This is a genomic window from Rhizobium sophoriradicis (assembly GCF_025200795.1).
GTDB lineage: Bacteria > Pseudomonadota > Alphaproteobacteria > Rhizobiales > Rhizobiaceae > Rhizobium > Rhizobium sophoriradicis.
The window spans coordinates 2493801-2511397 of record NZ_CP104152.1 but is presented as its reverse complement, the minus strand read 5'-3'; the positions used below and the strand labels follow the sequence as shown (position 1 = coordinate 2511397).

The following is a 17597-nucleotide window of genomic DNA, read 5'->3' as shown; positions in this document are numbered from 1 at the left end:
CCCCGTCTTCCCCTTTGTCCGTGTAGAGTGGAAAAGTCAAGCATGTTGCACACGTGTTCTTGCTTTCGTTCCAAAGTGTAATATCAGGGAAACACTTTAGGGGATGGAGTATTCAGGTGAGCGAATTCGAAAGTGCCACGGAGGTTATGCTGAGCAGTCCGTCGAGCGGCGATGTCGGTTCCGAGTATTTCGACCACATCAAGAAAATCAATGACATATTCTACGATCAGATCAAGATATCCGATCAGAAGGCCGCCTATATCTTTACTTTTATGCTCGCCTTTCTGGTGAGCTCCAGTGAGGTGAGGGCAGTCTTCAGCCCGACGCGTTATGTCAGCGGTGCGCCGGGCAGCATTCTGTTCTCCGGCTTGCTTGCCGCAGCCTCGGTCTTCTCCATTCTCTCGGCGATCCTGGTCGTTCTGCCTCGACGTCTGGGCACCTCGACGTCGCTCTTCTGGGGCGCCTGGCCCAAGCACCGCGACCTGTTCTTCGAGGCGGCGCTGCGGCGCGATGCGCGCTACCTTTTCGATCAATATCTCGAAAACGCCGAAATTCTTTCCTGCATCGCCCGCAGCAAATATCGCTGCGTCACATTCGCCTTTCGCGGGTTGATGGTGAGCGTCATTGCCTATGTGCTGCTGTTGGCGGCAGGCTGAGCGCAAGCGAAGGCAAGAATGCAGGGCGCGCTGAGACGCGCGCGCCCCGCTCATTCAATCCTCGACTTCGATAACGAGCTCGATCTCGACCGGCATGCCGAGGGGCAGGCTGGCGACGCCGAGGACGACGCGGCCGGAGAGCTTTTCCTCGCCGAAGACCGCAAACAGCAATTCGGACGCGCCGTCGGCGACCCTGGGGTGGTCGCGGAAATCGCCTTCGGTGGCGATATAGACGCCGAGCTTCACGACCCTCACGACGCTATCCAGCGAGCCGAGATAATCCCTGGCGGCGGAGAGCGCGCTCAGCGTCGCCGTCTCGGCTGCCTTGCGGCCGTCTTCCGATGTCAGCGCGCCGCCGACACGGCCGATATAGCGGGGCTCATGGCCGACAACCGGCAGCATGCCGCTGAAGAAGACCAGATTGCCTGTTCTCGTCGCCTCGACATAGGCGCCAAAGGGTGTCGGCGGCGGGGGAAGGGTGATGCCGAGTTCCTGCAGCCGCCGTTCCGCGCCGGCTGCCTGCGCTTTCTCATGGTTTACCATTTGCCCAGATGTGCGCCGCCATCGACGTGCAGCACCTCCCCGGTGACGCGCGGAGCTTCAGTGAGGAAGACCACCGCGTCGACGATTTCAGCGACATTCGAAATGCCTGTCATCGGCGACAGCGTCCTCAGGAACTCCTTCGGATTGTCTTTGTGAAGGGGCGTGTCGACGACGCCGGGGGCGACCGTGTTGACGCGAATTCCCTCGCTTGCATACTCCATCGCAAGGTTCTTCGAAATCGCGTCGATGCCGCCCTTGGTCATCATTGCCACGGAAGCGGGCATGCCGGCGATCGGATGATCGATCAGCGGCGTGGTGATGCTGACGACGCTGCCGCCCGTCTTCTGGGCGAGCATCTGCCTGATGACCCGCTGCGTCAGGTGCAGGAAACCTTCGAGATTGGTCGACGAGAGCTTACGGAAGTCGGTCATCGTGTAATCGACGAACGGCTTGGTGAAGAAGATGCCGGCATTGTTGACGAGCGCGTCGATCGAACCGAACCGGTCGATTGAGGTTTTGGCGACGCGGGCCGCTGTTTCGGGATCGCCGATGTCGCCGTCGACCAGCGCCAGCCTGTCGGAAGCCTGGAAGGCATCCGAAGCGCTGACCTGACGCGAGGTGGCAACAACGTTGTAGCCGCGCTCGACGAAGGCGTTAACGAGCCCCGCTCCGATGCCCTGGGAGGCGCCCGTGACGATGACAGTCCTTTGCTTGGTCATGTTGAACTCCATAATCTGGTTCGGGCAACGCGGGCCTGGCTAGGTGGGTCGCTCGAGATGGGGCCGCTGCGATCGCGCCGCCATCGGGTTGTTGGTTTGTTTTCGCAAGGTGAATATGGCGAAAACGTCATTGCTCGATTAGATGGAAATATCTGGATTCTCTTTTGCATCAGTGCAAAAGTGCCGGCATGGCCGATCTCAACGACATCGCCGTCTTCGTGAAGGTGGCGCAATATGGCAGCTTCAGCCGCGCCGCCCATTCGCTCGGCATGCCTGTCTCGACCGTCAGTCGGAAGGTGACGTCGCTCGAAGAGCAGCTCGGCGTGATGCTGATCCAGCGCACGACCCGCAAGCTCAGCCTCACCGCGCAGGGCCGGGCCTATTACGACAGATGCAGCGAGCCGCTTGCTCATCTCATCGACGCCGAGCAGGCGCTGACTGAAACGCAGAGAAAGCCGGAAGGCCTGCTGAAGATCTCGGTGCCGGTCATCTTGGGCCAAGAGGTCTTTTACGAATTCATCTCCGATTTCCTGAAGGCCTATCCCGAGATCCAAGTCGATCTTTTCGTCACTAACCTGTTCCTTGATCTGGTCGCGGAGAATATCGATCTCGGCATCCGCTTCGGCGAACTCAAGGATTCCACCATCGTCGCGCAGCGGCTCGGCAAGAGCGTGCGTTATCTGGTCGCCGCCCCGGATTATCTGAAGGAGAAGGCTCTTCCCGCAAAGCCCGAAGATCTCAAGGACCATCGGTGCGTGCTCCTGAACGGGCGCAACGGCGAAGCGGAATGGCATCTCGTCAGCGGCCGCAAATCGGCCGACGTGCGCGTGTCGGGGCCGGCATCGAGCCGCGATTTCGATGCGGTCAGCGCCTTCACCTATCGTGGCCACGGCATTGGGCTCCTGCCTTCGACCTATTGCGACGAGCAGATCCGAAGAGGCGCGCTCATCCGCCTGCTGCCGGACTGGTCGTCGCCGGAAATCTTCGTGCACGCCGTCTATCCCACGCGCCGCTTCCTGCCCCTGCGCCTGCAGGTCTTCCTCGACGCGCTGAAGGCATGGAAAAGTCCTTTGTGGCTGCCGTTGCATTGAGGGGTGCCATCACCGAAAATTGAAGCCGTGCGCGTGGCGGTGCGTTCTTCCCAGGCGAAGCTGTGCTAGAGTCGCCCGGCTTTGGGAATGGCGCGGGGATCTGCCGATGCTGACGTCACTTGCGGTGCTCATGGGGCTTTCCGGTGTCGTGCCGACGGCGCAGGCTGCGGCAAACGATGTCGACGTGACGCTGGTGCTTGCCGTCGACACCTCGCGCTCGATGGATTTCGAAGAGATCGGCATCCAGCGCGACGGTTATGTCGCGGCGCTGAAACACAAGGAATTTATCGACGCGGTGAAGGGCGGGCTTACCGGTCGCATCGCCATCAGTTATTTCGAATGGGCGGGCTATGTCGTCCAGGGTTCGGTGATCGACTGGCAGGTGATCGAGACGGAGCAGGATGCGATTGCCTTTGCCGACAAACTCGACGCCCGGCCGATCGGCACGCAGCGGCGCACCTCGATCTCCACCGCGATTGCCCAGGGCGTCAGCATGATCATCGCCAGCCCCTTCCGGGGCAGGCGGGAGGTGATCGATGTCTCCGGCGACGGCCCGAACAATTCCGGCAATCCCGTCACGCCCGTCCGCGACAAGGCGGTGGCATCAGGCATGGTCATCAACGGCCTCGCCCTCATGCTGCGGCCTTCCGATGCGCCTGACGGGCTCGACAAATATTATGCCGACTGCGTCATCGGCGGCCCCGGCGCCTTCGTGCTGCCGGTCCGCAAGATCGAGGACTTCGCCGTCGCCGTGCGCCGCAAGCTGGTGATGGAGATCAGCGGCCTGTCTCTTCCGGCGACGGTGCAGCCGATCGCCGGCGCGGAGCCGGCAACGGACTGCTTGATCGGGGAGAAGCAGTGGCGGGATATGTTTGACCGGTGAGAGGGCTGCTGGCCCAACCCGATGATCAATGGCTATCGGGACTGGCTCGACGGCATGGTGGCGGCAGCGAAGGCAGCCAGGCGGTGAGCCCCGCGAGAGCGATGCTGAAGCGCGTCCTTCGAGGCGCAGCCTAACGGCCGGAAGCCCGAAGGACGCGCTGCAACGGTGTTCCCTGCATTTATTGCTGTTCGGAGCACCCGTCTCGCGCCTCGGGATGGGGCTCTTCACTGCCTATAGCGGCAGCTCTCTGCCGGCTTGTTCGCTGACCATATATTTGGCGTACCAGTCCGGCCAGTTCTCGTCGTATTTGCCGCCGTTGCGTTTCTCGTGTTCGCCGTGGGCGGCGGCAGCGCGGCGGAGCGCGGAGGCCAGGTCGCTCGAGGTGGAGAAGACGGTCTCGTCGGCGTCGATGCGGCCGGGCAGGCGGGTGGTGACTTCCTGGAACAGCCAGCCGTTGCCGTCAGGATCCTTGAAGGAGGCGAAGGAGCGGTAGCTGCGGTGCTCGGGATCGCGGCCGGCGATGCGCAGGCGCCCGAAGAGATAGGGTTCGTCCTTGCCGGCATAGACGCCCGATGCGTCGTGGAAGACCTCGCTCACCTCGACGCCGCGGGCGATGAGATCGCGGCGGGCGGCCTCGATGTCGGAGACGATGAGGTAGAGGCCTTGAGCGGAGCCGGGCGCGGCGGCGGTCACGTTCCTGCCGAAGATGATGGCGCAGCCGGAGCCGGGCGGGGTGAACTGGATCACGCGGAAATCGGCATCATTGGCGAAATCGGCATCGAGCCGCCAGCCGAGGCCGTCATAAAAGCGTTTGGCGCGGTCGACGTCGGACACGGGGATGACCACCACTTCGAGTTTGGTGTCGGCGGGCCGTGTTCTGATGGATTCTGTGGGGGTTTCACTGCGCATTGCATTGCTCATCTTCAGCTCCTCGACGTTTGGACGCATTAAGAATGGCGATACATGTCGTGCGCGAGTGGACCACAGCGCAGGCAGGGCGTCGAATCAATTCTTCTGTCGGCAAGGAGAAGACGGCGGGCCAGCCCCGCCGTCAGTTGCCTAGTCTCCTACGCCGCAAGAGCGGCGCGCGTCTTGCCGATCATCAGGGCGGCGCGGGCCGCCTCGCGGCCCTTCTCGACGAAGTGCGCGCGGTAGATCTGCGTGTGGTGCTCGGTTTCCTGATACTGATGCGGCGTCAGCGAAACCGACAGCACCGGCACGCCGGTGTCCATGCCGGCGCGCATCAGCCCGTCGACGACGGCCTGGGCGACGAATTCGTGACGATAGATTCCGCCATCGACGACGAAGGCGGCGGCGATGACGGCGGCATAGCGCCCGGTCGCCGCAAGATCGCGCGACAGCAGCGGCATTTCGAATGCGCCGGGAACGTCGAAAACATCGATCTGCTCAGCCGGTATCAGCTGCTGGAAACCTTCAAGCGCACGGTCGACGATATCGGCGTGCCAGCCGGCTTTGACGAAGGCATAACGGGTGGGTGTCATGGTGATCTCCTTTGGCGTACAGACACGTCACCCAAGGCGATCACGAACGTTGACCGGCTGCCGGCGAGGGCAGCAGGAACGCGCGTTCTCTTTCATCCGGACTATGACCGTCGGCTCAGGCATCTCACCTGATCTGCTGACCCTTCGTTAAGAAGGCGCTCGCGGGCTCGCAATCGAAACTGCATACCGCCGGTAGGGACTTTCACCCCGCCCTGAGAACGGCGCGGACAATAGGGGCAAGGCGAGGGGCTGGCAATAGGGGATTGGTTTGGTGGTAGGCCGCAATCTCAAGGGGCGTCATGCTTCGGCTGATCGTCCTCCACCAACCTATCCACAGCCGTGATGGAAGCCACTTGCCTTTCGCTTGCCGCTCAAGGCGTTCGTCGCTTTCGCTCCTCGCCCCCCTCATCTGCCCTAACGGGCATCTTCTCCCCGCTGGGGCGAAGGGGGAGCAAGCTGCACGGGTCGTCATTCCCATAGCGAACGTCAAAGGGAGCGAGACGCTGCGGCGATTCCGCTTCTCCCCGGCGGGGAGAAGTTGCCGGCAGGCAGATGAGGGGGTGAGCGGCTGAGCCGCGAATGCACGGAGCGGAAGCGAAGGGCACCATGACGAGTGGCGTTGCAACGGTTTAGTAGCGGCAGCGGTGCCGACGATGCGAGGAGCGGCTTCCATCGCCCTTGCTGTGCGTGCACTCGCGCCTACATCCCTCCGGAGCACATTCCGCCGAAGCAGCATGACGCGCCGTCCCGCATGAGGCGGGGCAGGCCGTGACCATCATGGGAGGGAGGCATGCCAGAGTCTTTTGTCGTGCGCCGTGAGGCGCATATAGCGGCGCCGCCGGCTGCGGTGTTTGCGCTGATGACGGATCCGGAGAAGATTTTGCGCTGGATGGGAACGGAGGCCGAGATCGAGCCTGAGCCGGGCGGTCTTTATCTCGTCAACGTCACCGGCGCCCGCTTTGCGCGAGGCTCGTTTCGCGAGGTCGTGCCGGTGCATCGGCTTGCCTATAGCTTCGGATGGGATGGCAGCGAGGTCGTGCCGCCGGGCTCCAGCCTGGTCGAGATCGACCTGATCGAGCAGCCGGATGGGACGTTACTGCGACTCACCCATAGCGGCCTGCCGAGCGAGGAGCAGTGCGCCGGCCATGCCGAGGGGTGGGAGCATTATCTGGGGCGGCTCACCGCGGTCGCCGCCGGGGGCGATCCGGGGCCGGATCCTTTTTACGGCAGGACATGAACGATTTTCGTGGGCGTGAGGCGCTTCTCAAGCGCTTGCCGCTGCGGGAAAAACGCCCGGCCGGCGCTCCGACCGGCCGTCAAAAAACAAGGTTTTTTCACCTGCAAACATGAATGCCCGGTTCATCTCCAGTTCAATTTGGCGGCCCTAAGGTGGGTACGGCTGGATGAAATGGAGTTTTCGATGAAGGCACTATCTATCGCGGCTGCCTTGCTCGCTGGCAGCCTTTCGATCGGCTCTGCGCAGGCGATGCCGATGGGGACAATCAATGTCGAGAGCAAGGTCACAAGCGACGTCACCAAGGTCGACTACGCCTGCGGCCGCGGCTGGCACCTGACCCGCTGGGGCGAATGCCGCCGCAACTGGCGACGCCCGCCGCCGGTGGCTTTCTATGGTGGTCCACCTCGCTGGGGTTGGGAGCGCCGCCACCGCGACTGGGATGGCCCGCGGTGGCGCCATGAACGCCGCTGGGATCGCGAACGCCGCTGGCGGGACGACTACTAAAGGTCTCGGCATGAGGCTGACGGACGAGGCCGGCGCGATGTTTCGCCCGGCCTTTTCTTTTGGAAACTGTCATTGCGCTCAGGTCAGATCCGGCTGACGAGCCAGTACTTGCCGTCGATCAGCTCTTCGAGTTCGGCTGGATCCTTGACGCCGAACTCAAACCATTCGACGAGTTCCTTCGCCTTCAGCCGGCTTTCGTCCGCCGTAAAGTCGATTCCATAGCGCGCGCACCAGCGCCGCAGGATCGACGTCAACAACGTCATGTCGTTTCCGTCCAGCGGATCTTTCGGCCAGAATGTCGTGCCCATCGCAACCCCTCAATCGCGGATGACCCGACATTACAATGGAATCGGAGCCGCGCAAGTTTAAAGTGTTATTTTTCTGTTTTCCACCGGTGTGATGTTTGACAGTGTTGTTGTTGCCTGAAGCCCGAGGGGAGAGCGGGCGCGGAAGCGTCGGCTTGCGGAGGTCTGCCGGCGATGTCATCCTAAGTCATGGATCTGCCTTCCTCCCTTGCCTGGCTGGTTGACGAGGCCGCTGCCTCGCCCGGTCCCGAACGGTTCCTCGCCGAACTCGGGCGCCGGCTGCTTTGCGACGGTCTGCCGCTTGCCGGCGGCGCGCTGACACTTTCAGTGCCGCATCCGATCATCGCGCGGCGCACCTGGCTCTGGCGGGCGGAGAGCGGGGCCGTTATCGAGGCGCTGGCCTTCGCGGCGGCCCCGCCGGTCGAGGCCGGGCGCGAGTGGCTGGCCGGGCTCGGGCCGGTATGGGAGGAAGGGATCGGAGCCTCGCCGGAGAGCCCGGTGCTCGGCTGGGCGGGTATCGCCAATGGGGCCGGGAGGGACGCCTTTGACCCGGCCGGGGCGGATCGTCTGCGCGAGGTGGCGCGCTTTGCCGCTGCGCCGCTTGCGGCACTCGCGGCGCGGGAGGCGCGGGCTGCTCTGCTCGAAGCCTATCTCGGCCGGCGCAGTGCCGCGCGGGTGCAGGCCGGGGCGCTTGCCCGGGGCACCGGGGAGACCATTCGCGCGGCGCTTCTCTGCGCCGACCTGCGCGACTTCACCGCACTCTCGGAGGTGACGGAGCCGCACGCGATGATCGCGACGCTCGATGCCTGGTTCGACCGCGTCGCCGGCGCCGTACACGCCTTCGGCGGCGAGGTGCTGAAATTCATCGGCGACAGCGTGCTGGCGATCTTCCCGGTCGCGGCTGCGCCAGGCAAGGCCCAGGGAGACCGTGACGCCTGCGAGGCGGCGCTGAGGGCGATCGCCGCCAGCCGCGCCGGCATGGCCCATCTCGACCAGGTACGCCGGGCGCAGGGCCTAGCGCCGCTGCCCTTCGGGGCCGCGCTGCATTTCGGCGAAATCCTGTGGGGTAATATCGGCGCGGCGGACCGGCTGGATTTCACCGCCATCGGCCCCGCCGTCAATCTTGTCAGCCGGCTCGAAGGGCTCTGCAAGCCGCTCGGCCGCAGCGTGCTGATCTCGGGCGCGGTGGCGGCGAATACGTCGGCGCCGCTCGTGCCCCTCGGAGAGCACGCCTTGCGCGGGATCGCCGATCCTTGTGCGGTCTTCACCCTGCCGGAGGATTGAGCCCGAGGGCGGTGCTGCCAGAAGGCGCCGCAGACGCGGGGCTTCCGACCGCGACTTTTATCGTTCGCGAAGCGCAGACAAGAATCATGATTGTGAAGCTCATCTTTTTTGGCTAAAGCCTGTCCGCACATCGAATGAGGGGGTTCAAACATGGATCAATACGCACGCAAATTTTTCTCCGTCCTGGGACTGTCAGCAATGCTGATGGCCGGTGGCGCTCAGGCCGAAGACGGCAAGAAAGTCTCGATCGTCGATGATCGCGGCGTGACTGTCGAAGTCCCGGCGCAGCCGAAACGTATTGCCTCGATTTCTTATTTCGCCGATGACGTTGCGCTCGCGCTCGGCATCAAGCCGGTCGCCAGCACCTATATGACGGCTGGCCGCGAGCCCGCTTTCCTGCTCGGCCTGACCTCAGGGATGAAGCAGATCGGCCAGCGCGCCAAGCCCAATCTCGAGCTTCTTTCCGAAGCCAAGCCGGATCTGATCATTGCGATCCGCCGCTATACGGTCGGCAATGCAGCGCAGCTGCAGAACATCGCGCCTTACGTTGCCTATAATATGGAACTGCTCGAAGAGAGCTACAGCGAGACCGCAGCACTTTCCAAGCTGCTCGGCAAGCCCGAGCGCGGCGAGCAGCTGAACGCCGATTTCCGCAAGCATCTGGCGGAGTTCGCCGCCAAAGCGCCGAAGGACAAGCATCCGCGCTTCCTGATCATGTGGGGCGGCGCGACACCTTTCGCCTTCCACACGGAAAACACCTCGGCCTCTATCGTCGCTGCGATCGGCGGCGACAATGTTCCCGGCCCGAAGACCCCGGGCGGCGAGTTCGGCATCGATCTCAGCCTGGAGACCATGCTGGAGAAGGACCCGGAAGTGATCTTCGTCTACGATTCCGGCCCGGATCGTCCGCATGAGAGCAATCCGATCTGGTCGCAGCTGTCGGCGGTCAAGAACAACCGGGTCTTCTATGTCGGCGACCAGTGGGTCGAGACCAACGGTCCGATCGCCCGCGAAATCGTGCTGCGCGAGGCCGCGCACTACCTCTATCCCGACACGTTCCCGGCCGTCGACGTCAAGGCGGAAGCCGCCAAGCTGATCCCGGCCGAACTGCAGAACTAAGCCAGGGACAAGACCGGCGATGAGCCCCCGGCAATCATTCCTGGCCATCGGGCTCATCGTCATCGCCGCCATCCTGGCGGCGATGTTTGGCTTGCTGATCGGCGCCAAGACGCTGTCGGCTGAGACCGCCATCCGCGTGCTGTTGGCGCCCGATGGCAAGATCGAATCCATCCTCGTCTGGACGCTGCGGCTGCCGCGCAGCCTGACCGCGGCTGCCGGCGGCGCGGGTCTTGCCGTTTCCGGCTATGTGCTGCAGACGCTGACCCGCAATCCGCTGGCCGATCCCGGCATCACCGGTGTCACATCCGGGGCGGTCGCGCCGATCGTCTGCTGTTTCGTCTTCCTGCCTTGGCTTTCGCCCGCCTATTATCCCTTCATCGGCCTTGCCGGCGGGCTTGCGGCAGCTTCAGTGACGTTCTGGGTGTCGCATGGCGGGCAGGGGCGGCCGCTGCAGCTGGCGCTCGGCGGTGTCAGCGTCTCGCTCTTCCTGGGTGCGATCACCACCTACGTGCTGCTTTTGACCGGGCCGCAATCGGCATCGCTGCTCTTCTGGCTTGCCGGCGGCTTCCAGGGGCGCACCTGGTCGCATCTCCTCTACATGCTGCCCTGGACGATCGCCGGCGTCGCCGGCGCGCTGCTGCTGCGGCGCGTCATCGCCATGTTCATGCTGAGCGATCATGCCGCGGCCGGCATGGGCTTGCAGCTAGGGCTGTGGAAGCCGCTCATCCTCATTCTCGCCGTCCTTCCGGTTGCGGGCGTCGCGCCGGTCGCGGGACCGGTCGCCTTCGTGGGGCTGGCCGCTCCTCACATCGCCCGGCTGCTCAAGCCGCGCGGCACGGGGTGGGAGATCGGGCTCAGCGCTGCCCTCGGCGCGCTGATCGTCACCGTCGCCGACGTTTTGGCGCGCAGCATCGCCATCCCGCGCGAACTGCCGGTCGGCATCGTGACCGCGCTGCTTGGCGGGCCTGTCTTCATCTATCTCGTCCAGCGCGGGCGGCTGAGCCTAGCAGGTGAAGCACGATGAGCGCCCCGGCATCGACGACGGCTGCTTCGCCAGGCCTCGGCATGTCCGCCGCACTGGCCATCCTGACGGTCCTGTCGCTGGCGGCGGCGATCTTCCTCGGCGTTGCCGATATTCCGATGGCCGATGTCGCGGCCGTCTTGACCGGCGGCGGCTCGGCTGAAGCACGGCTGATCATTCTCGATATCCGGCTGCCGCGCATCGCCACCGGCATTTTGGCTGGCATCCATTTTTCGCTGGCAGGATATCTGCTGCAGACCATCACCCGCAATCCGCTGGCCGATCCGTCGCTGATGGGCGTTTCGCAGGGTGCGACGCTGTCGGTGACGATCTTCCTGCTTTTCACCGTCTATATCTTCGAGCCCGGCTCGAACACGCTGGCCGAACTGCCGGTCGCCTGGCTGCCGGCGGCCGGGCTTGCCGGCGGTCTGCTGGCCGGCGGCGTCATCTATCTCCTGGCCTTCCGCCTCGGCCTCAGCGCGCTGCGCATCACGCTCTGCGGCGTGGCGGTCGGGGCGGTTCTGCATGCGGTGGCGATCGGCCTCATCGCCGGTTGGGGATCGGCCCGCATCGAGATCATTCTCGAATGGCTGTCGGGCAGCCTTTACGCCCGCAGCTGGGATCATGCACTCTTCCTGCTGCCCTTCACCATCGCCGGGCTCGCCATGCTGCCGGTCATCTACCGCCCCTTGACGCTGCTGCAGTTCGATGCATCCGTCGCCCGCTCTTTCGGGCTCGGCTATAAGAGACAGTTCTCAATCGTGCTGATCGTATCTTCTGCGCTTGCGGCGAGTGCGGTCGGCGCGGTCGGCCCTGTTGTTTTCATCGGTCTCGTCGTGCCGCATCTCGCCCGTTTCCTGGCGGGCCGGAATTTCATGTTGTCGCTTGTTCTGACGATCGTGCTCGGCGCCGTCATCGTCACGCTCGGCGATCTCATCGGCCGGCTGCTGGGCCAAGCCGAGGAAATCCCGATCGGCGTGGTCACGGCCGTCTTCGGCGTTCCGTTCCTGCTCGCGCTGCTGCGCAAAACCATGTGAGGCCGAAATGCCATTGTCCTGTTCCGACCTCTCGGTAATGTACGGCCAGCGAAAGGCCCTTAACGGCTTCAGTCTTTCGCTTGAGAAAGGCGAGATCCGCGCGCTGATCGGCCCGAACGGCTCGGGCAAGAGCACGGCGCTGCATGCGCTGGCCGGGCTGATCCGGCCGGCCGGGGGCCGAGCGTCGCTCGGCGGCGTTGCCGTCGCCTCCATGTCGCGCCGCATGTTGGCGAAGAGGCTCGCCTTCCTGCCGCAGCAGCCGACCGCGCCCGACGAAATGACCGTCGCCCAGCTCGTGCGCCAGGGCCGCTATCCGCATGTCGGCCTGTTCCGCTCCTATGACAGCCGTGACGAAGACGCGATCGAATGGGCGCTTGAAAGCACCGGCCTGTCCGGGCTCGCCGACCGCAGCCTCCGGGAATTGTCCGGCGGCGAGCGGCAAAGGGCCTGGATATCGGCCGCTCTCGCCCAGGAGGCGGAGATCCTGCTGCTCGACGAGCCCACCTCCTTCCTCGATATCGGCTACCAGGTCGAGGTGCTCGACCTCGTGCATCGGCTGAGCCGGGAAAAGGGCGTGGCCGTCGTCATGGCGATCCACGACATCAACCAGGCCGTCGCCGTCAGCGACCGCATCTCGCTGCTTGAAAAAGGCGAGCTCAGATTCGACGGCGCCCCACGCGAGCTTGCCGAACGCGGGCTGATCCAGGAAATTTTCCGCGTCAGGGGCCGCTTCGTCCAGGTCGCGCCCGACAGTCCGCCGCATTTCGATGTCGAGCTGATGAAACTTCAGCGAGCCGACACGACCTAGCGCTTCACCAGCCTGAAGACGATCTTCGTCTGGGTGTAATAATTCAGCGCATCGGCGAAATCAGGCGTCCAGCCGTCGGCGACGAAGGGAATGAAGCCGTCATATTCGAGCTTGCGGGCGGAGACGTCGAAGCCCGCCCTTTCGAAGGCGCGGCCGTAATCAGTGATCGACCGGTCCTGGACGACGGTGTTGGTGCGGTTGGCGACGAGTTCGCGCCATTTGGGCCAGAGCGGGTTATCCGTATGGCATCCTGTCACCGCATAATAGACGCCGCCGGACTTCAGCGCCCGCCAGATGTCGGCGGCGTGTGCGTCGATATCGGGAACGAGATAGATGACCTCATGGCTGAGGGCCAGATCGAATTCTTCGCTCCAGCCGTCGAGCCTGCCGCCGACCTGATGCTGGATCGGCAGATTGCCCTTCAGCGTCTCGGCCTTGGCGATTGAGGTTTCGGCGATGTCGATGCCGAGCGCCTTGCGGAAGGGGCGGATCGCATAGAGATGGCGCAGCAGGCCGCCCTGATTGCAGCCGAAATCGAGCACGCTCTTGTCGGTCAGGTCCCGCTCGAGGATGAGGTCGATCAGGTGGCGCCAGATGGGCGCATGTCCATCGGCCATCCTGTCTTCGGCATCTGGATCGATATACCACGTGCCGATGTTTTTCTGCGCTTCCTCAGCCATCCTCTTGCGCCTCGCATCATGCCGATCACGGTGATGGTCTTAGGATGCGTTGTCATGCTTGGCTAGATCGGAAGGCGGTTTTCGAGCGCCTTCCACAGCCGTCAGGTATTTTGCAAAGAAAACTTTGCAAAGATATGTTTGCGATTGTATGCTTTGGGGATGAAACATCCGCACCCTAAACCTGCCGCAGATGCCCGCACCGTCAGCCGGGTCGTGCCCGAGCCCACCGCGCTGAAGGCGCTGGCGCATCCTGTGCGGCTGCGCATGCTCGGCATGCTCCGGATCGATGGTCCCGCCACGGCGACGCAGCTTGCCGCGCGGCTCGGCCTGAACAGCGGCGCGACGAGCTATCATCTGCGCCAGCTCGCCCAATACAACTTCATCGAGGAGGCGCCGCATGCCTCGCGGCGCGACCGCTGGTGGCGCGCCAGCCACGAGCTGACCTCGGTGCCGGCGAGCGAATCCGAAGGGGAGGCGCTCGATCTCGACATCGCCTTCAATCAGGCCGCACTCTCGCTGCAAGTCGGCCAGATGCAACAGGCGCTGGAGGAATATGCCGAGCTGCCGCCCGAATGGCGCAAGGCGACGGCTGCCGACGACATCATCATCCCGATGACGGCGGCACAGGCCGAGGCTCTGACGAAACGGCTGAGGGATGTCATCCTGGAAGCGATGCAGGCGGCCCCACGGCTGGGGGAGGCGGCGTCGCAGGAAGCCGGCATGGTTCCCTTCTATGTCATGCTGCACGCCTTTCCCTACCCCGGCGGCTTGCCGCATCGTGAAGGCGAGGGCGAGCCGTGAGACCGGGCCGGCCGTTCCTGGCGCTCGCGGCTGCCGAGACATTCTCGCTCTCCGGCACGCGGCTTTCGACCATCGCCATTCCCTGGCTGGTGCTGAGCACGACGGGCAGCCCCGTGCTGACGGGGCTGACGGCGATGATGGAAATGCTGCCCTATGTCGTCGCCAAGGCGCTCGGCGGACCGCTGATCGACCGCGCCGGCGCCAAGCGCATCGCCATCATCTCAGACACCGCTTCGGTGCTCGTGGTCGCTCTGGTGCCGCTTCTGGATATCTTCGGCCTGCTCGCCATGCCGGTGCTGCTACCGCTCGTCTTTGCCATGGGCGTGCTGCGCGGACCCTCCGATGCGGCCAAGCAGGCAATGGTTCCCGATATCGCCACGCTCGCCGGCGTGCCGCTCGAAAGGGTGACCGGCGTCGCAAGCGCCATCGAGCGGCTGGCCTCGACGGCGGGCGCGGCCGGCGCCGGCGCTTTGATCGGGCTGATCGGCCCGGGCCAGCCGCTGCTCGTTAATGCCGCCACCTTCGCCGCCGCAGCACTAATCGTTGCTGTGGGCATACCCGGAACGCGCCGCGCGCCCGCGCTTGAAACTCCACCGGCCGAACCGGCCTCCTATTTCGACGATCTCCGCGAGGGCTGGCGATTTCTGCGGGGCGATGCCGTGCTCGTCAGCATTGTCGCCATGGTGGCGGTCACTAATCTCTTCGACCAGGCCTATCATGCCGTGCTGCTGCCGGTCTGGACACGGGATGCCGGCCATGGTCCGGAACTGCTCGGGGCGATGTTTGCCGCCTTCGCCGGCGCCTCGATCGCAGGTGCTGCGATTGCCGCGGCGATCGGCGAGCGCATGCCGCGCCTGACGGTCTATACGGTGGCCTTCCTCCTAACCGGCTTTCCGCGCTTCCTCGTTCCGGCGCTGGATGCGCCCATCGGCCTCGTCTTTGCGACGCTCGCCATCGCAGGCTTCGCGTCGGGCTTCCTCAACCCGATCCTGTCGGCGGTCATCTTCGAGCGCATCCCCAAGCCGCTGACCGGCCGCGTCACCGCATTGAACACCGCCCTCTGCTTCGCCCTCATCCCCTTCGGCGGCCTCGCCGGCGGTGCGCTGATCAGCACGCTCGGCCTTGCCGCCGCACTGTTCCTGATGGGGGTTGGCTATTTCGCGACAACGCTTGCGCCGCTGGCGCTGAAGAGTTTTCGCGGCTTTGACAGGACCTTGCCTGAAGGAGTTCCTAGCCGCGGCCGAGCTCCTCAACCATCAGGTCGATGAAGCCGCGCACGCGGGGTTCGAGCAGGCGCTTGTCGGGATAGAGCGCCACGATCCTGGCGTCGTCGGTTTCGAGTTGGGGCAGGATGTGGCGGAGGCGGCCGGCGGTGAGGTCGTCGGCGATGAGGAAGTCGGGGAGGAGGGCGATGCCGAGGCCGGCGAGAGCCGCGTCGCGGATCGCCTCGCCGCTGTCGAGCCTCAGGCGGCTGCGGCCCTGCGCCTTGACCCAGGCGCCGCCTTCGCCGCGAAAGCGCCAGCCCTGCCTTTGATTGCGGCTCGCAAAGAACAGGCAGTCATGGACGGCGAGATCGTCGAGATCATGCGGTTCGCTGTGCTCGGCGAGATAGGCGGGAGAGGCGCAGAGCCGCGCCGTTTCGCTGGCGATCACGCGTGAAGCCAGCCGGCTGTCTGACGCCGAGGGGATCGCGCCGATCCGGATCGCCAGGTCGAAGCCTTCCTCGACGATGTCGGCAAGGCGGTCGGTGAAGCTCACTTCCGCCTGCAGGTCCGGCCAGGCCCGGAGATATTTTTCGAGCAGCGGCAGCACGACGAGGCGGCCGAAGGCATCGGGAGCGGTGAGGCGGAGCACGCCGCGCGGCGCGCCGCTCTTGCCCGAGACACTCGCTTCGGCCTCGTCGACCGAGGCGAGGATCTGCAGCCCGCGCTCGTAGAACAGCCGTCCTTCCTCGGTCAGGCTCAGGCTTCTCGTCGTGCGATTGAGCAGGCGCGCGCCGAGCCGGTCTTCCAGACGAATAACGGCCTTTCCCGCCGCCGAGCGCGACAGCCCCATCGTCTGCCCCCCGCCGACGAAGCTCCCGGCATCGACGACGGCCATGAAGATCAGGATGTCGTTCAGGTTCGTGCGCGGCATGAGGCAACTCGACCGGTTCGGGCTAAGGCCTTAATTCGGTCAGTCCTGCGGCCGATTCAAGGTTTGCACCATCAACGCCTATAGCGGCAGTAAGGTCCCGAGGCTTGGTTTATGGGGCGGATGGGAGATGTGCGTTGCTGGGCCGGATCATCGTGCATAGGCGACGAGGAGAGGGTGTGCCGGGTTGCACACCCTCTCATCTTCGCTGCTCATGTCCACCAAGCCACTATCACAGCAACCGTAACCTCACCGCCAGCCGAGCGCCGGTGCGACGTGGGTCAGGATCGCTTCGATGACATGGGCATTATATTCGACGCCGAGCTGGTTGGGCACGGTGAGCAGCAGCGTGTCGGCCTCGGCGATCGCCTCGTCTTCGGCGAGCTGCTTGATCAGGACGTCTGGTTCGGCGGCGTAGCTGCGGCCGAAGATTGCCCGGGTCTTCTCGTCGATGAAGCCAATCTTGTCGCCTTCGTCACCGCCATAGCCGAAATAGGCGCGGTCGCGCTCATCCACCAGCGCGAAGATGCTGCGGCTGACGGAGACGCGCGGCTGGCGCGTATGGCCGGCTGCCTTCCAGGCCTCGCGATAGGCGCGGATCTGATCGGCTTGCTGAACATGGAAGGGCTCTCCCGTTTCATCGTCCTTCAGCGTCGAGCTCTGCAGGTTCATGCCGAGCTTGGCGGCCCAGACGGCGGTGGCGTTTGAGCTTGCGCCCCACCAGATCCGCTCGCGAAGGCCCTCCGAATGCGGCTCGAGACGCAAAAGACCGGGCGGGTTCGGAAACATCGGCCGCGGGTTCGGCTTGGCAAAACCTTCACCGCGCAGCACTTCAAGAAAGACTTCCGCGTGGCGCCGCGCCATCTCGGTCTCGTCCTGGCCTTCCGGCGGCGCATAGCCGAAATGGCGCCAGCCATCGATCACCTGCTCGGGCGAGCCGCGGCTGATGCCGAGCTGCAGCCGGCCGCCGGCGATGAGGTCGGCGGCGCCGGCATCCTCGGCCATATAGAGCGGGTTCTCGTAGCGCATGTCGATGACGGCGGTGCCGATCTCGATCCGGTTGGTCTTGGCACCAACGGCGGCCAGCAGCGGGAAGGGCGAAGCCAGCTGCCGGGCGAAGTGGTGCACGCGAAAATACGCCCCGTCGGCGCCGAGCTCCTCGGCCGCAACCGCAAGGTCGATCGACTGCAGCAGCGCATCTCCGGCCGAGCGCGTCTGCGATTGCGGCAAGGGCGTCCAGTGCCCGAACGAGAGGAAACCGATCTTCTTCATGT

The 17597-nt window shown here is 64.6% G+C and carries 20 protein-coding genes and 1 riboswitch; of the genes, 12 read left to right on the top strand and 8 right to left on the bottom strand.

Going from position 1 to position 17597, the window contains the following annotated elements; all coding sequences use genetic code 11:
• Positions 1-116 precede the first annotated feature (116 nt).
• Positions 117-656: a Pycsar system effector family protein gene (locus N2597_RS12580; protein ID WP_183599607.1), complete on the top strand. Its 540-nt coding sequence runs from the start codon at positions 117-119 to the stop codon at positions 654-656.
• A gap of 54 nt (positions 657-710) precedes the next feature.
• On the opposite strand, the gene N2597_RS12575 is transcribed toward N2597_RS12580, so the two are convergent.
• Positions 711-1199: a RidA family protein gene (locus N2597_RS12575; RefSeq protein ID WP_009995796.1), complete on the bottom strand. Its 489-nt coding sequence runs from the start codon at positions 1197-1199 to the stop codon at positions 711-713.
• Positions 1193-1918 carry an SDR family NAD(P)-dependent oxidoreductase gene (locus N2597_RS12570; protein WP_038692636.1) on the bottom strand — a complete coding sequence of 242 codons (726 nt, stop codon included), beginning with the start codon at positions 1916-1918 and terminating at the stop codon, positions 1193-1195. Before N2597_RS12570 ends, N2597_RS12575 begins: the two co-directional genes overlap by 7 nt.
• A gap of 188 nt (positions 1919-2106) precedes the next feature.
• Between N2597_RS12570 and N2597_RS12565 the strand changes: the two genes are divergently transcribed.
• Positions 2107-3009, top strand: coding sequence for a LysR family transcriptional regulator (locus N2597_RS12565; RefSeq protein ID WP_038689805.1), 903 nt, complete (start codon positions 2107-2109; stop codon positions 3007-3009).
• Positions 3010-3115: 106 nt separating this feature from the next.
• Positions 3116-3892, top strand: a complete 777-nt coding sequence (locus tag N2597_RS12560; RefSeq protein WP_096764569.1) for a DUF1194 domain-containing protein — start codon at positions 3116-3118, stop codon at positions 3890-3892.
• A 231-nt stretch (positions 3893-4123) separates the two neighbouring features.
• Here the strand turns inward: N2597_RS12560 and N2597_RS12555 are convergent, their stop codons facing one another.
• Both N2597_RS12555 and N2597_RS12550 read right to left on the bottom strand, forming a co-directional pair.
• The gene (locus N2597_RS12555; RefSeq protein ID WP_077992890.1) at positions 4124-4813 is read right to left on the bottom strand and encodes a VOC family protein; all 690 of its coding nucleotides are present in this window, start codon (positions 4811-4813) and stop codon (positions 4124-4126) included.
• Positions 4814-4959: 146 nt separating this feature from the next.
• Positions 4960-5394 carry a 6,7-dimethyl-8-ribityllumazine synthase gene (locus N2597_RS12550; RefSeq protein WP_009996551.1) on the bottom strand — a complete coding sequence of 145 codons (435 nt, stop codon included), beginning with the start codon at positions 5392-5394 and terminating at the stop codon, positions 4960-4962.
• Between the two features lie 80 nt (positions 5395-5474).
• Positions 5475-5618: riboswitch (FMN riboswitch) on the bottom strand.
• Positions 5619-6184: 566 nt separating this feature from the next.
• On the opposite strand from N2597_RS12550, the gene N2597_RS12545 reads away from it, so the two are divergent.
• Positions 6185-6631, top strand: coding sequence for an SRPBCC family protein (locus N2597_RS12545; protein WP_009996549.1), 447 nt, complete (start codon positions 6185-6187; stop codon positions 6629-6631).
• Between the two features lie 183 nt (positions 6632-6814).
• The gene (locus tag N2597_RS12540) at positions 6815-7135 is read left to right on the top strand and encodes a GCG_CRPN prefix-to-repeats domain-containing protein (RefSeq protein ID WP_064682750.1); all 321 of its coding nucleotides are present in this window, start codon (positions 6815-6817) and stop codon (positions 7133-7135) included.
• Positions 7136-7218: 83 nt separating this feature from the next.
• Here the strand turns inward: N2597_RS12540 and N2597_RS12535 are convergent, their stop codons facing one another.
• Positions 7219-7443, bottom strand: coding sequence for a hypothetical protein (locus tag N2597_RS12535; protein ID WP_077992886.1), 225 nt, complete (start codon positions 7441-7443; stop codon positions 7219-7221).
• 186 nt (positions 7444-7629) lie between these two features.
• Between N2597_RS12535 and N2597_RS12530 the strand changes: the two genes are divergently transcribed.
• The 5 genes from N2597_RS12530 (at position 7630) to N2597_RS12510 (ending at position 12709) form a co-directional block, all read left to right on the top strand.
• Positions 7630-8724, top strand: a complete 1095-nt coding sequence (locus tag N2597_RS12530) for an adenylate/guanylate cyclase domain-containing protein (RefSeq protein WP_183599605.1) — start codon at positions 7630-7632, stop codon at positions 8722-8724.
• A gap of 150 nt (positions 8725-8874) precedes the next feature.
• The gene (locus tag N2597_RS12525; protein WP_038689793.1) at positions 8875-9843 is read left to right on the top strand and encodes an ABC transporter substrate-binding protein; all 969 of its coding nucleotides are present in this window, start codon (positions 8875-8877) and stop codon (positions 9841-9843) included.
• A 19-nt stretch (positions 9844-9862) separates the two neighbouring features.
• Positions 9863-10867, top strand: coding sequence for a FecCD family ABC transporter permease (locus tag N2597_RS12520; RefSeq protein WP_077992882.1), 1005 nt, complete (start codon positions 9863-9865; stop codon positions 10865-10867).
• A complete protein-coding gene (locus N2597_RS12515) occupies positions 10864-11901 on the top strand; it encodes a FecCD family ABC transporter permease (protein WP_077992879.1) in 1038 nt (345 codons plus the stop codon). Before N2597_RS12520 ends, N2597_RS12515 begins: the two co-directional genes overlap by 4 nt.
• A 7-nt stretch (positions 11902-11908) precedes the next feature.
• Complete coding sequence (locus N2597_RS12510; protein WP_183599603.1) at positions 11909-12709, top strand: ABC transporter ATP-binding protein; 801 nt, start codon at positions 11909-11911, stop codon at positions 12707-12709.
• Here the strand turns inward: N2597_RS12510 and N2597_RS12505 are convergent.
• Positions 12706-13389 (bottom strand): class I SAM-dependent methyltransferase, encoded by a 684-nt coding sequence (locus N2597_RS12505; RefSeq protein ID WP_183599601.1) that lies wholly within the window; start codon positions 13387-13389, stop codon positions 12706-12708. The genes N2597_RS12510 and N2597_RS12505 overlap by 4 nt on opposite strands.
• 159 nt (positions 13390-13548) lie before the next feature.
• Between N2597_RS12505 and N2597_RS12500 the strand changes: the two genes are divergently transcribed.
• Both N2597_RS12500 and N2597_RS12495 read left to right on the top strand, forming a co-directional pair.
• Positions 13549-14190: an ArsR/SmtB family transcription factor gene (locus N2597_RS12500; RefSeq protein ID WP_183599599.1), complete on the top strand. Its 642-nt coding sequence runs from the start codon at positions 13549-13551 to the stop codon at positions 14188-14190.
• Positions 14187-15458, top strand: a complete 1272-nt coding sequence (locus N2597_RS12495; RefSeq protein WP_183599597.1) for an MFS transporter — start codon at positions 14187-14189, stop codon at positions 15456-15458. The genes N2597_RS12500 and N2597_RS12495 overlap by 4 nt, the downstream gene beginning before the upstream one ends.
• Here the strand turns inward: N2597_RS12495 and N2597_RS12490 are convergent.
• On the bottom strand, positions 15421-16326 hold the full coding sequence (locus N2597_RS12490) for a LysR family transcriptional regulator (RefSeq protein WP_077992868.1): 906 nt from the start codon (positions 16324-16326) through the stop codon (positions 15421-15423). The two genes, N2597_RS12495 and N2597_RS12490, sit on opposite strands and share 38 nt — an antisense overlap.
• A 246-nt stretch (positions 16327-16572) precedes the next feature.
• Positions 16573-17595, bottom strand: coding sequence for an LLM class flavin-dependent oxidoreductase (locus N2597_RS12485; RefSeq protein WP_183599595.1), 1023 nt, complete (start codon positions 17593-17595; stop codon positions 16573-16575).
• Positions 17596-17597: the final 2 nt, after the last annotated feature.